The 13229-nt window shown below is 59.6% G+C and carries 10 protein-coding genes; 6 read left to right on the top strand and 4 right to left on the bottom strand.

What is annotated here, in order from left to right; genetic code table 11:
- Positions 1-76: 76 nt before the first annotated feature.
- Genes zwf through GS632_RS11570 form a run of 4 tightly spaced genes read left to right on the top strand, consistent with a single transcriptional unit; the run spans position 77 to position 5208 of the window.
- Entirely contained in the window at positions 77-1522 is a 1446-nt protein-coding gene (zwf, locus tag GS632_RS11585; RefSeq protein ID WP_171177829.1) for a glucose-6-phosphate dehydrogenase, read from the top strand.
- A 2-nt stretch (positions 1523-1524) separates the two neighbouring features.
- A complete protein-coding gene (gene edd / locus GS632_RS11580) occupies positions 1525-3330 on the top strand; it encodes a phosphogluconate dehydratase (protein WP_216601761.1) in 1806 nt (601 codons plus the stop codon).
- A 3-nt stretch (positions 3331-3333) separates the two neighbouring features.
- Positions 3334-3966 (top strand): bifunctional 4-hydroxy-2-oxoglutarate aldolase/2-dehydro-3-deoxy-phosphogluconate aldolase, encoded by a 633-nt coding sequence (locus GS632_RS11575; RefSeq protein WP_171177827.1) that lies wholly within the window; start codon positions 3334-3336, stop codon positions 3964-3966.
- Between the two features lie 51 nt (positions 3967-4017).
- Entirely contained in the window at positions 4018-5208 is a 1191-nt protein-coding gene (locus GS632_RS11570; RefSeq protein ID WP_171238165.1) for an alanine--glyoxylate aminotransferase family protein, read from the top strand.
- Positions 5209-5220: 12 nt separating this feature from the next.
- Here the strand turns inward: GS632_RS11570 and GS632_RS11565 are convergent, their stop codons facing one another.
- A complete protein-coding gene (locus GS632_RS11565; RefSeq protein WP_171721849.1) occupies positions 5221-6336 on the bottom strand; it encodes a pyridoxal phosphate-dependent aminotransferase in 1116 nt (371 codons plus the stop codon).
- A gap of 84 nt (positions 6337-6420) precedes the next feature.
- On the opposite strand from GS632_RS11565, the gene GS632_RS11560 reads away from it, so the two are divergent.
- Positions 6421-7491 carry an SMP-30/gluconolactonase/LRE family protein gene (locus GS632_RS11560; RefSeq protein ID WP_171238167.1) on the top strand — a complete coding sequence of 357 codons (1071 nt, stop codon included), beginning with the start codon at positions 6421-6423 and terminating at the stop codon, positions 7489-7491.
- A 66-nt stretch (positions 7492-7557) separates the two neighbouring features.
- Complete coding sequence (locus GS632_RS11555; RefSeq protein ID WP_171238168.1) at positions 7558-8340, top strand: crotonase/enoyl-CoA hydratase family protein; 783 nt, start codon at positions 7558-7560, stop codon at positions 8338-8340.
- Here GS632_RS11555 and GS632_RS11550 read toward each other — a convergent pair whose 3' ends face one another.
- The 3 genes from GS632_RS11550 to GS632_RS11540 all read right to left on the bottom strand — a co-directional run bounded on the left by GS632_RS11550 (position 8341) and on the right by GS632_RS11540 (position 13174).
- Entirely contained in the window at positions 8341-8673 is a 333-nt protein-coding gene (locus tag GS632_RS11550) for a DUF1992 domain-containing protein (protein WP_171238169.1), read from the bottom strand.
- Positions 8674-8712: 39 nt separating this feature from the next.
- A complete protein-coding gene (locus GS632_RS11545) occupies positions 8713-9876 on the bottom strand; it encodes a benzoate/H(+) symporter BenE family transporter (RefSeq protein WP_171238170.1) in 1164 nt (387 codons plus the stop codon).
- A 142-nt stretch (positions 9877-10018) separates the two neighbouring features.
- A complete protein-coding gene (locus GS632_RS11540) occupies positions 10019-13174 on the bottom strand; it encodes a valine--tRNA ligase (RefSeq protein WP_171238171.1) in 3156 nt (1051 codons plus the stop codon).
- Positions 13175-13229: the final 55 nt, after the last annotated feature.

The following is a 13229-nucleotide window of genomic DNA, read 5'->3' as shown; positions in this document are numbered from 1 at the left end:
TAGCGATAACAGTCGCGGTATTGTGCAGTTTTGTACCATGCTGGGTTGGTATCGACACACTCAGAAGGAGCCCATGATGGTTTCACGTGTAATTCCGGTAGAACCATTCGACCTGGTTCTGTTCGGGGCAACCGGCGATCTGGCGCAACGCAAGATACTGCCGGGCCTGTGCCATCGTTTCGCGATTGGACAGATGCCCGAAGGCGCGCGGATCATCGGTACGGCACGATCAGAAATCGACAGCGATGGGTTCCGTGATCAGGTCCGCAAGTCGATGCAGCAATTTGCACCAGACTTTTCTCCTGAGACGCTGGACCAGTTTCTGGCACATGTCGAATACGTGCCCGTGGATGCTTTGGGTGAAGCTGGGTGGTCCGGTCTCAAAAAGTTGCTGCGCGACGAGGTTGTCCGGGCTTTTTATCTGTCAGTGGGTCCAAGCCTGTTCGCTGGGATCGCGCAGCGTTTGCATGACACCGGCTTGGCCACGCCTGACAGCCGCATCGTCGTTGAAAAGCCGTTTGGTCATGATCTCGCCTCGGCCAAGGCACTTAACGAAGGTTTGCGCGCCTGTTTTGAAGAGCATCAGATTTATCGGATCGACCATTATCTGGGTAAGGAAACCGTGCAGAACCTGATGGCGCTTCGTTTTGCGAATTCGCTGTTCGAGCCGCTTTGGAATTCCACCCATATCGATCACGTACAAATCACCGTGGCCGAGACCGTGGGTGTTGAAGGGCGCGGGGCCTATTACGATCAATCCGGTGCAATGCGGGACATGATCCAGAACCATCTGGTTCAATTGCTTTGTCTGACGGCGATGGAGCCGCCTTCGAAATATGCGCCCAACGCCGTACGTGATGAAAAGGTCAAGGTGATCGAAGCGCTGGAACCGATCGAACCCAAGGATATCGCGCGCGGCCAATACCGGGCGGACAAGGGTGAGGGCGGATATGTCGATCATGTCGGCAACCCCGCCAGCCGAACCGAAAGCTTCATTGCCCTCAAGGTTCATATCGGTAACTGGCGTTGGGCGGGTGTGCCTTTCTATCTGCGCACCGGCAAACGTCTGCGCGCGCGCGAATCCGAGATCGCGGTGTTCTTCCGCGATCCGCCACATACCATTTTCCCCAATGTCGGCCCTCTGCACGGCAACGTGCTGGTGATCCGTCTGCAACCCGACGAAGGCATTACCCTGCGCACCACGATCAAGGATCCGGGGCCGGGCGGGTTCCGCCTGTCGGACGTGGCGCTGGACATGAGCTTTGCCGATGCGCTTGGGGCCGAGGCGCAAGCCCCAGATGCCTATGAGCGTCTGATCATGGATGTCATCCGAGGCGATCAAACATTGTTCATGCGCGGTGATGAGGCCGAGGCCGCCTGGGCCTGGGTCGATCCCATCATTCAGGGCTGGGAACAGCGCGGAGACCGCCCGTCCCGCTACGATCAGGGCAGTTCAGGTCCCGAAGAAGCACTGATGCTGATGCATCGCGATGGACGCCGGTGGCGTCAGATCGGAGGGTAATCATGGTAAATTCAGTTATTGCCGACGTCACAAAACGGATCATCGACCGCAGCGCCGATCTGCGCGGTCCGCATCTGGACCGAATGGAACAGGCCAAATCCAAGGGCCCGGCCCGTGCGCATCTGTCTTGCAGCGGGCAGGCCCACGCTTATGCGGGTTCGGGGGAAGACCAGCAATCGATGGCAACTGGCACGGCAGGCAATCTGGGAATTGTCACCGCCTATAACGACATGTTGTCGGCGCATCAGCCGTTTGAGCGTTATCCCGAACTGATCCGTCAGGCGATCCGCGCAGCCGGAGGCACCGCGCAGGTCGCAGGTGGAGTTCCGGCGATGTGCGATGGCGTCACGCAAGGTGAGGCCGGGATGGAACTGTCGCTGTTTTCGCGCGACGTGATCGCATTGGCGACTGGCGTAGCGCTGAGCCACAACACCTATGACGCGGCGGTGTTCCTTGGCGTTTGCGATAAGATCGTCCCCGGGCTGGTCATCGGCGCACAGGCCTTTGGCCATCTGCCTGCCGTCTTCCTGCCGGCAGGTCCGATGACCAGTGGCTTGCCGAATGACGAAAAAGCCAAGGTCCGCCAACAATTTGCCGCCGGAGAGGTCGGCCGCGAAGACCTGATGGCTGCCGAAATGGCCGCATATCACGGCCCCGGCACCTGCACTTTCTACGGAACGGCCAACACCAACCAGATGCTGATGGAGTTCATGGGCTTGCATCTGCCGGGCTCTAGCTTTGTCAATCCAAATACGCCCTTGCGTGATGCCCTGACCGAGGAAGGCGCACGCCGCGCCCTGTCGCTCAGCGCGCTGGGCAACCACTACACACCGGTCTGCCAGATTCTTGACGAACGTGCCTTTGTGAACGGCATCGTGGGTCTGATGGCCACAGGGGGATCGACCAACCTGCTGATCCACCTGATCGCTATGGCGCGGGCAGGTGGTATCGTGTTGGATTGGGAAGATTTTTCCGACATCTCTGCCGTCGTGCCTTTGGTTGCGCGGGTCTATCCCAACGGTCTGGCGGATGTGAACCACTATCACGCTGCTGGGGGGCTGGGGTATACAATCGGCACATTGCTGGACGAGGGGTTGTTGCACCCCGATACGCTGACCGTCGCGGGGCAGGGCCTCCAGAACTACACCAAAGAACCCAAGCTGCTCGATGGAGACCTCGTCTGGCAGGATGGGACTGACCGCAGCCTGAACGAAAAGATTTTACGCCCGGCCAATGATCCGTTCCAACCAACCGGAGGTCTGTCGCGCCTGACGGGCAACCTGGGCACCGGTGTCATGAAAGTTTCAGCCGTTGCCCCCGAACATCAGGTGGTCGAAGCACCTGTACGTGTGTTCCATGATCAGGATGACGTCAAAGCGGCCTTCAAGGCCGGAGAGTTCACGGATGACGTCATCGTTGTCGTGCGTTTCCAAGGCCCCAAGGCGAACGGGATGCCCGAGCTGCATTCTCTGACGCCTATCCTTTCAATTCTGCAAGGTCGGGGGCAGAAGGTGGCTCTGGTCACCGACGGTCGCATGTCCGGCGCGTCCGGCAAGGTGCCCGCGGCAATCCATGTCTGCCCTGAGGCTTTGGACGGTGGAGCCATCGCCTATCTGCAAGACGGTGACATGCTGCGCGTTGATGCGGTCAAGGGCGCGTTGAAAATCCTCACTCCCGGCGTTTTGGACCGGGCACCGGCCACCGCCGATCTTTCATCCAACCATCACGGTGTCGGTCGCGACCTCTTCGGTGCGTTCCGGCAGAACGTCGGGTCTGCCGACACAGGTGCCAGCATATTCGGAGCTTAAGACATGTCTAAAACCCAACGCACCCGCGAAATCTGCGCGCTGGCGCCCATCGTTCCGGTGCTCGTCGTCGATGATGCCGCACAGGCGCGCCCTCTGGCTGAAGCTCTGGTTGCAGGTGGTCTGCCCGCGCTGGAAGTCACTCTGCGCACTCCGGCTGCACTCGACGCGATCCGGGCAATGGCTGAGGTGCCGGGGGGCGTCGTGGGCGCAGGCACGCTGGTCACGCCCGAAGACGTCCGCGCCGCCAAGGACGCAGGTGCGCAATTCGGGGTCTCTCCGGGTGCAACCGAAACACTAATCGCGGCCTGTGAGGCCGAAGGCCTGCCGCTGCTACCAGGCGCTGCCACAGCAAGCGAAGCGATGGCCTTGCTGGAAAAGGGTTATGACATGCTGAAATTCTTTCCGGCCGAGGCGTCGGGCGGCGCACCCGCGCTCAAGGCGATTGGCGCGCCTCTGCCGCAGATCAGCTTTTGCCCGACGGGTGGTGTCTCTCCGTCTAACGCGCGCGATTACCTGTCGTTGTCCAATGTGATTTGTGCCGGTGGCAGCTGGGTCGCACCGAAACATCTTGTCGAAGCGGGCGATTGGGCTGGGATCGAGGCGCTGGCAAGCGAAGCATCCAAGCTGATGGATTGACGCCGCCAGAACCCTTGCTAGGTTGGGCGTCAATTCAAACAGGTTGACCTCATGACAAACAAAGTTTCGCTTGCGCAAGGGCGCGAGTATCTGGCTATTCCTGGCCCGTCGGTCATGCCCGATGCCGTATTACAAGCCATGCACCGTCCTTCACCGAATATCTATGACGGTGAGTTGATAGAAATGATGCCCGCGCTGACCAACGACCTTAAGCGTGTTGCACGAACCCGGCATAATGTGGCGATTTACATCGCCAACGGCCATGGCACGTGGGAAGCTGTGCTTTCCAACGTGATTGCACCGGGTGAAACGGTGCTGGCTCCGGCGTCGGGCCGCTTTACCCACGGCTGGGCCGAAATGGCTGAAGGGATCGGGGCAAAGGTTGAATTGATCGACTTTGGAACGGCTTCGGCGTGGGATTTAGACAAAATCGCTGATGCGCTGCGCGCCGACCAAGACCACCAGATCAAGGCCGTGCTGGCGGTCCATGTGGATACATCCAGTTCGATCCGCAACGACATTCCCGGGCTTCGCAAACTTCTGGACGATCTTGGTCATCCGGCGTTGCTGATGGCCGATTGCATCGCGTCTCTGGGTTGTGACCGGTTCGAGATGGATGAATGGGGTGTCGATGTGACGGTCAGTGCCTGTCAAAAGGGGCTGATGACCCCGGCAGGTATGGGATTTGCGTTCTTTAACGACAAAGCACAGGCGAAACGGGCTACAATGCCGCGCGTATCGCAATATTGGGATTGGCAGCCGCGCGCGAACCCGGACCTGTTCTATCAGTATTTCAATGGTACAGCACCCACGCACCACCTCTATGGCCTGCGTGCCGCGCTGGATCTGATCCATGCAGAAGGGATCGAGCAGGTTTGGGCGCGCCACGAGCACTTGGCCAAAGCAATCTGGAAAGCGTGCGAAACTTGGTCAGAAGGCGGTGCATTGCATCTTAACGTGACAGATCGTGCCCATCGCAGCCGCGCGGTCACGTCCCTGCGCCTTAGTGATGGCCGGGGCACCCCGCTGCGCGCCTTTACGGAGAACCAGTTGGGTTTGACGCTGGGCATCGGCCTGGGGATGGCGGACTATGACGGATATTTCCGCTTAGGTCACATGGGGCATGTCAACGGGCAGATGATCATGGCAATGCTGGGCGGTGTTGAAACAGCTTTGGCCGCGCTGGACATCCCCCGTGGCACTGGGGCGCTCGAGGCCGCCGCGGCTGTGCTCGCTGCCTGATCAGGGCAGCGGTCAGGCGGTTTGCGCCCGAGCTGCCGCCAGAGCCTTGGGCAAAGCCGCTGCAAATGCGTCCAAATCCGCCGCCTCTCCACAACTTACTCGAATGCATCTGTTTTGAGGCGCGGCAAACGGCATGCGTACGAAAATTCCCTGTTCGACCAGTGAATCCAACACCGCTTTGGCGAAATCCCCATTGTGCCCGCAGTCGATCGCAACAAAATTGGTGGCCGACGGCAGTGGCTGCAATCCATTGTCGCGTGCAATCGCGCCGATACGCTCTCGCGCGTCCGCGATCCGGTTCTGGACATGCGACAGCCAGTCTGCATCCTGGAGTGCGGCCAAAGCACCTGCCTGCGCTGCGCGGTTCATGCCGAAATGATTGCGCACTTTGTTGAAGGCCGAAATCAGGTCCGGCGCGCCTATGGCATATCCAACGCGCGCACCTGCCATGCCATAAACTTTTGAGAATGTCCGCATCCGGATGACGCGGGGATCATTTGCGTCGACTGGTGCCGCCGTCCCCTCGGGTGCGCATTCCACATAAGCCTCATCCAGTACCAGCAAACAGTTTTCCGGCAAGTCCTTCATCGCATTTACGATATCGGCACCCAAATGCCAGCTGCCCATCGGGTTGTCCGGGTTTGCCAGATAAACCAACTTGGCCCCGACTTCAGCCGCCTTGGCAAACAGCGCTGTCGGGTCTTCGTGATCGCCGGAGTAGGGCACTTTGTGAAGAACACCTCCGAATCCGGCCACATGATAGTTGAAGGTCGGGTAAGCCCCGTCCGATGTCACCACCGTATCTTTGGTACCGACCAGCAGTCGGATTAGATAACCCAGAAGCCCGTCAATCCCTTCGCCCACCACGATATTTTCTGGCATCACGCCATGGTGCTTTGCCAGGGCGTCGCGCAGGTCATGGTTTTCGGGGTCGCCATACATCCAGATTTCAGACGCAGCTTGCGCCATCGCGTCGATAGCCTGTGGCGAGGGGCCAAACACACTTTCATTTGCACCCAGACGCGCACCAAACGGCGCACCGCGTTGCCGCTCTTGCGTTTCAGGGCCGACAAAGGGCACGGTGGCGGGCAGGGATTGGGCAAGCGGGGTGTATCGAGGTCCGGTCATGTGCGCAGATAACCCTAAGCCCGAAGATTGAGCAAGCATGTGCCATCCGGCGCGCTAGCAAAGACTTTGAATAAAGGAGCGCAGATGCGCATTCTCATAGCTGTCATTCTGTTGGGCCTCGCCTATCTTTTGTTCTGGCCCGTTCCGGTAACGCCCGTCGCAGTTGAAATGCCGGAAGATGCTGGGTTTACAGGAGATTTCGCTGAAAATGCGGCGCTGGATTCCGCACAGCTAGTCCGCCTGCCGAGGGATGAGGTCGGCCCCGAAGACATCGCGGTGATGCCCGATGGATCGGTTTATACCACCAGTCGGGCGGGTACCCTCTACCGCATCGAAGAAGAAGAACCTGTAGAGGTCGACCGTCTGGGCGGGCGCCCTTTGGGTCTCAAGGCCGGGCCTGACGGCGCGCTTTATGTTGCTGACAGCTTTCGCGGCGTGATGCGCTGGACTGGGCCGGGTACCTTGGAAACGGTGGTAGGTGACATCAAAGGTGCGCCAGTGATCTATGCCAACCAGTTGGATGTGGCACAGGATGGCACGATCTATTTCTCGAACTCTTCTGACCGTTTTGATCCCGAAACCATGGGTGGGACAAAACCAACCTCGGTTCTGACCATTTGGGAGCAGTCCGAAACAGGCTATGTCGCCCGTCGCACGCCCGATGGTACCACCCAGAAGATCGCCGAAGGGTTCGTCTACACCAACGGTGTCGCCCTGTCCCCGGAAGAAGACTTTTTGCTGATCGCCGAAACGGGTCGGGCACGGGTGCACAAACTGTGGCTGACCGGTCCGAAGGCCGGGCAGCAGAACGTCTTGATGGATAACCTACCCGGCTATCCAGACAACATCGAGGCGCAAGGCGATGGCACCTATTGGATGGCCTTCGCCAGCCCACGTGTACCGTCAGAGGCACTGATGCCGTATCCGTTTTTGCGTAAGATCATCTGGCGGCTGGGTCCAGCCGTCCGCCCTGCACCGATCCATCGTGGCATGATGGTGCAGTTCGATGGTGAAGGTCGTATTTTGCGCACGTTGCAGGATCCGCAGGGTCGTTTGGGAATCACGACCGGGGGTAAGATCGTGGCGGATCAGTTCTACGTCATGACGCTCGATTCCCCGTGGTTTGCGCGGATGCCCGTCAGCGATTTGCCCTGACGTCGCAGTGGTATTTGGCCGTCGGCCCGGGCATGGTTGCAACACGAATATTACGGGAGGTTCCCCATGTCACGCGTATCCGTCACCTACCAAGATCATGTTGCCCATGTCACCCTAACCCGGGGCGACAAGATGAATGCGTTGGATGATGCGATGATCAAGGCGCTTCTGTCCGCAGGGCAAGAAGTCGCGGCCTCGGACGCCCGCGCCGTGGTGCTATCAGGTGAAGGCAAGAGCTTTTGCGCAGGGCTCGACATGGCGAGCTTTGCCAAGATGGCGCACATGGACCCAACTGAATGGCTGATGACCCGAAGCCACGAGGACGCCAACGAGATGCAGGAGCTGGCACTGATCTGGCGACGCGTCCCGGTGCCTGTAATTTGCGCCATTCAGGGCGTGGCTTTCGGTGGTGGCCTGCAGATCGCGCTGGGCGCGGATATTCGAATTGCGCATCCAGAGGCCAAACTGGCCGTGATGGAGATGAAATGGGGGATCATTCCCGACATGGGCGGTATGGTTCTGTTGCCGCGCCTGGTTCGTTCGGATGTGCTGCGACTGCTGACCTACACCGCGCGTCCCATCGGCGCGCAGCAGGCGGCGGATTGGGGGTTGGTGACGCAGCTTTCTGATGATCCGCTGACCGAAGCTTTGGCCCTTGCCGAGAATATCGCCGGTCAAAGCCCTTCGGCTATCCGCGCCGCCAAACGCCTTATCGAAGTTGCCGAGTCGCAGGCGCGTGCCGACGTTCTGATGGCAGAATCCGCCGAACAGGTCGGACTGATCGGCAAGCCCCACCAGATGGAGGTTGTGATGGCGCAGATGCAGGGCCGCAAGCCCGAGTTCAAGTAATCAGCGCATAAAGGCCCGGCGTGCGTCGCGGGCCATGTTGTAGCGCATCTCCAAATCGGCAATGTGGGCCATCGCGGCTTTTCGCTTGGCCGGGTCAGTCAGGTTGGCATAGGTCTGCCGCGCTGCGTCGAGCTGCTTTTTTATGTCGAACTCTTCCGGTAACACACCGGCTTGCGCCATGATCCTGTGAACTGCGGCGATGGCCGGATCACTCATCGCTTCAGGCGACCTGTCAGGCAGTGGTTGGCCTTCACCCTCCAGCCCCTGCAATTGGCCCTCAGCCTGAGCCTTTTTGATCTGGCGTTCGACCAGTTTTGCCAATGCTCCAAACATGGGTTTACTTTAAGCGATCTGTGATACCAGACAAACCATCTATCTGATGCGTTGCGAGATCAGGTAGGCGACCCCGCCCGCCAGCAGCCCCCAAACAGCCGCGCCCAGACCAAACGCAGTAATGCCCGAAGCTGTTATGGCAAAGGTCAGGATTGCCGCTTCGCGCTCGGCTGGAACTTCAAGCGCGGCGAAGGTGGCGTTGGCCATCACTCCGATCAAAGCGACACCGGTCAGCGTCCCCATCAGCAGTGGGTCGGCATGAGCAGCGAAACCAGTGATGGCCACGGCGAAGACACCAAACAGGCAATAGAACAGCCCCGCCATGATCGCTGACCAATAGCGCAAGGCCCGATCCGGGTGGCTGTCTTCGTTGGAGCACATGGCGGCCGTGATGGCAGCAAGGCAGGTCGCGGGTGCCCCGAATGGGGCGGACAACAGACTTGCGCCACCCACTGACGAGAACAGCTTACCCGGTTCAGACGTGTAGCCAAAACCGCGCATGACCGCGATGCCGGGGATGTTCTGCGTGGCCATCGTGACGACAAAAAGGGGCAGACCAATGCCGATGGCCGACGCGAGCGAGAAAGTGGGCATCGTCCAAACGGGGGGCGCAAGAAAGCTTTCGGGCCGCACGGAGGTGCCTTCGGCGCTGAAGACGACAACCAGTGCTGCGGCAACCACTGCGGCGGGTACTGCGAACAGTTTGTTGAAACGCCCCGCGATGAACCATGTCAGGATAACGGGAAGGGCTTGCCAGGGCAGTTCGACTGCCGCCTTAAATGGGACGATGCACAACGGCAGCAGCACACCCCCCAGCATAGCTTGGGCCAGCGTCGTCGGGATTGCGGCGGCCAAACGTCCCAGCGGTTTCCAGAGACCGGCCAATACCGTCAGTGCGCCGGCGCAGAGGAAGGCCCCGATTGCGCCCGAAAAGCCTTCTGCCGGGGTGGCGGACACTGCCAAAAGGGCAGCACCCGGAGTAGACCAGGCGACGCTGATCGGCTGCCGATAGCGTAGGCTGAGAAAGATCGCAGCCAACCCCATCGCAATCGCTGCACTCATCAAGCCCGAGGCAGCCTCGGCTTCCGAAGCTCCCATGGTTTCAAGCCCTTGCAGAATAATGGGGAAGGAACTGAAGAACCCGACCACTGAAACGACCAGCCCGGTTGAAATGGTTTGCACTGGGGGAAGGGGCTTTGCCATCGGGGCCTCGGGAGTATTGGTGCTGAATTGCTAGCAACTGCTTGGTGTTGCGAACAAGGGGAAAGCTTTGAACGCAAACAAAAACCTCACCGCCGGTTAGGGCGGTGAGGCTGGGAATTCCGTATTTGGAACGAGAAGAAGATCAGGCGATTTCTGCCAGGCGGGCGAGCGCTTCGTTCAGTTTCGCCTCTTCCTCTTCACGGGCGGCAAGATTGGCTTTGGCTTCTTCGACAACCTCTTCCGGGGCCGAGGCCACGAATTTAGGGTTGTTCAGACGTCCGCGCAGACCGCCGAGTTCCTTGGCCAGTTTGGTTTTGGCTTTTTCCAACCGTTCTTTTTCTGCACCGATGTCGATGATGTCGGCCAGCGGCAGTCCGAAGGAGGCCCCGGGGGCGGCGATAGAGATGGTGCCCTTGGGCAGTTCGTCGGCCTTGGTCAGGCTGTCGATCCGCGCCAGGCGTTTGATAAGAGCCTCGTTTCGGTCCCACGCGGCTTGGCCGTTGGCGTCGATTTCGGTCACCAGCATCGGGACGTAGAGGCCAGCCGGTACTCGCATCTGCGCACGGGCCGAACGGGTGTTTTCGATCACCGAGATCACCCAGTTCATCTCACGATCTGCATCGGCATCCACCAGATCAGCGGTGGAATAATTCGGCCACTCAGCGTGGACAACCATCTTGGTTCGCGCGCCGGTCAGGCCCCACAGCTCTTCGGTGATGAAGGGCATGATCGGGTGCAGCAGGACCATGCACTGATCCAGAACCCATCGCATGGTGGCGCGGGTTTCGGCCTGTGCCTCGGCGTCGTCGCCTTGTAGCAGGGGTTTTGACAGCTCCACATACCAATCGCAGACTTTGCCCCAGACAAAGGCGTAAAGCCCGTTGGCCGCATCGTTGAAACGATAGCTTTCCAGCGCCGCGTCAACCTCTTCGCGCACGCGGGCGGTTTCACCGATGATCCAGCGATTCACGGCGGCTTTAGGCTTCAGATCGGCCACGTCTAGTTGAGGAACGGCGTCGGTGAAGACCTCGTTCATCTCGGCAAAGCGGACGGCATTCCACAGTTTGGTGCCGAAATTCCGATAGCCGGTGATGCGCTCGCGCGACAGTTTCAACACGCCGCCAATCGCGGCCATCGAGGCGTTGGTAAAGCGCAGCGCGTCGGCGCCGAATTCGTCCACGATCTCCAGCGGGTCGATGACGTTGCCGGTGGTCTTCGACATCTTCTTGCCCTTCTCGTCGCGGACGAGCTGATGCAGGTAGACGGTGTGGAACGGGATCTGATCGACCACGGCCAGTTGCATCATCATCATCCGGGCGACCCAGAAGAACAGGATGTCGAAGCCGGTGATCAGAACGTCCGTGGGGAAGTAGCGCTCCAGTTCCTCGGTCTGTTCGGGCCAGCCCAGCGTGCCGATGGGCCAGAGGCCGGAGGAGAACCATGTGTCGAGGACGTCGGGGTCGCGCCAAACCGGGTAGACCAGCTTGGTTGGATCCTGTTCGACTGCATATTGAGCCAGGCTTTCCGCAAATTGATGGATGGCTTCCTGCTTGTCAGCGACTTCGATAACCGTCGCGTGGCTCAATGGACTTGGAATGTTGGCATTATCATCCAGGAACTTCTCGGTAACGGCTTTCAGGTTCGCTGCGCATTCCATGACGTTGCCGCGGTGCAGCATGCCGCCTTCGTTCAGCAAACGGCCCAGTTCGACCAAATCAAGATCACCGTCGTTTTCGTCGTCCTCGAAGTTCTCAGCCGAGAGATCAAGGCCATACCAAACCGGAATCTGATGCCCCCACCACAGTTGGCGTGAGATGCACCAGGGCTCGATGTTTTCCAGCCAGTGGTAATAGGTCTTCTCGCCCGATTCAGGAATGATTTTGACCGTGCCGTCCTTGACCGCATCCAGCGCGGGGCCGACGACCTTGGCGGCGTCGACGAACCACTGGTCGGTGAACATCGGCTCAATGACGACTTTCGAGCGGTCGCCAAAGGGCTGCATGATCGGTTTGCTCTCGACCAGCGGGACCAACGCAGCCGGGTCGTCATCCTCGCCCAGCTTGGTGCCCAGACGCGGGTCATCCGCGCGAGTCATCACGGCCAGGCCGTCAGCGGAGATTTCTTCCACCACCTTCGCCCGCGCTTCGAACCTATCAAGCCCGCGCAGGTGATCGGGAATCAGGTTGATCGTGTCGATTTCGTTCTCGGTGAATGCTTTGCCGCGCGCGTATTCCTGCGCCTTGTCGGCTTCGTCGGCGTAAGGCGCGCCATCGGCTCGCATCGCGCCTTTGGTGTCCATCAGGCGGTACATCGGAATGCCGCCGCGCCTGGCCACCATGTTGTCGTTGAAGTCATGCGCACCGGTGATCTTTACCGCGCCCGAGCCGAAATCGGGATCGGGGTAGTCATCAGTGATGATCGGGATCTGGCGGCGATGCTCTTTCGGACCAACCGGGATTTCGCAAAGTTTCCCGATGATTGGCGCGTAACGCTCATCCGACGGATGGACCGCCACTGCGCCGTCGCCCAGCATGGTTTCGGGGCGGGTCGTGGCAATGGAAATATAATCCCGCTCCTCGCGGAAGATCACATTCCCATCTTCATCTTTTTCCAGATACTCATATGTCTCGCCACCGGCCAAGGGGTATTTGAAGTGCCACATATGACCGGCGACCTCAATATTCTCGACCTCAAGGTCCGAGATCGCGGTCTCGAAATGCGGGTCCCAGTTGACCAGACGCTTGCCACGATAGATCAGGCCCTTTTCGTACATATCGACGAAAACCTTGATCACGGCGTCGTGGAAGTTGGCCGAGTTCTCATGCCCGGTGCGTGGATCACCTGCAGCACCGGCCATGGTGAAGGCGTTCCGCGACCAGTCACACGATGACCCCAGACGCTTCAGCTGTTCGATGATTGTACCGCCATACTCGCCTTTCCATTCCCAGACTTTTTCCAGGAACTTCTCACGGCCCAACTCGCGCCGACCGGGCTGCTGCGTGTTGGCCAGCATCTTCTCGACCTGCATCTGCGTGGCGATGCCCGCGTGATCCTGACCGGGTTGCCACAGCGTGTCGAACCCGCGCATTCGGTGCCAGCGGATCAGGATGTCCTGCAACGTGTTGTTGAACGCATGACCCACATGCAACGCACCCGTGACGTTGGGCGGCGGGATCATGATGGTAAAGCTTTCGTCGCGCGATTTGTTCGCGCCTGCCTTGAAGGCTCCGGCCTGTTCCCAGGCTTCATAGATGCGGGCCTCGGCCTCGGCCGCGTTGAATGTCTTTTCCATCGCCATGGGGTGCGTCCTGCGTCAACAAATTCGGGTCAGCGCCTGCAATAGCGAATGGAGG

Origin of the sequence: Ruegeria sp. HKCCD7296 (assembly GCF_013110775.1) — a bacterium.
Lineage (GTDB): Bacteria > Pseudomonadota > Alphaproteobacteria > Rhodobacterales > Rhodobacteraceae > Ruegeria.
Note: the sequence above shows the minus strand (reverse complement) of the source record. Positions and strands in the feature narration are given on the sequence as shown.

Excerpts from the sequence above, each read along its gene's own strand:
- zwf (WP_171177829.1), top strand. The coding sequence starts at position 77 with ATGGTTTCACGTGTAATTCCGGTAGAACCATTCGACCTGGTTCTGTTC.
- GS632_RS11545 (WP_171238170.1), bottom strand. The coding sequence starts at position 9,876 with ATGGCAAAGCCCCTTCCCCCAGTGCAAACCATTTCAACCGGGCTGGTC.
- GS632_RS11555 (WP_171238168.1), top strand. The coding sequence starts at position 7,558 with ATGTCACGCGTATCCGTCACCTACCAAGATCATGTTGCCCATGTCACC.
- GS632_RS11540 (WP_171238171.1), bottom strand. The coding sequence starts at position 13,174 with ATGGCGATGGAAAAGACATTCAACGCGGCCGAGGCCGAGGCCCGCATC.
- GS632_RS11565 (WP_171721849.1), bottom strand. The coding sequence starts at position 6,336 with ATGACCGGACCTCGATACACCCCGCTTGCCCAATCCCTGCCCGCCACC.
- GS632_RS11575 (WP_171177827.1), top strand. The coding sequence starts at position 3,334 with ATGTCTAAAACCCAACGCACCCGCGAAATCTGCGCGCTGGCGCCCATC.
- GS632_RS11570 (WP_171238165.1), top strand. The coding sequence starts at position 4,018 with ATGACAAACAAAGTTTCGCTTGCGCAAGGGCGCGAGTATCTGGCTATT.
- edd (WP_216601761.1), top strand. The coding sequence starts at position 1,525 with ATGGTAAATTCAGTTATTGCCGACGTCACAAAACGGATCATCGACCGC.
- GS632_RS11550 (WP_171238169.1), bottom strand. The coding sequence starts at position 8,673 with ATGTTTGGAGCATTGGCAAAACTGGTCGAACGCCAGATCAAAAAGGCT.
- GS632_RS11560 (WP_171238167.1), top strand. The coding sequence starts at position 6,421 with ATGCGCATTCTCATAGCTGTCATTCTGTTGGGCCTCGCCTATCTTTTG.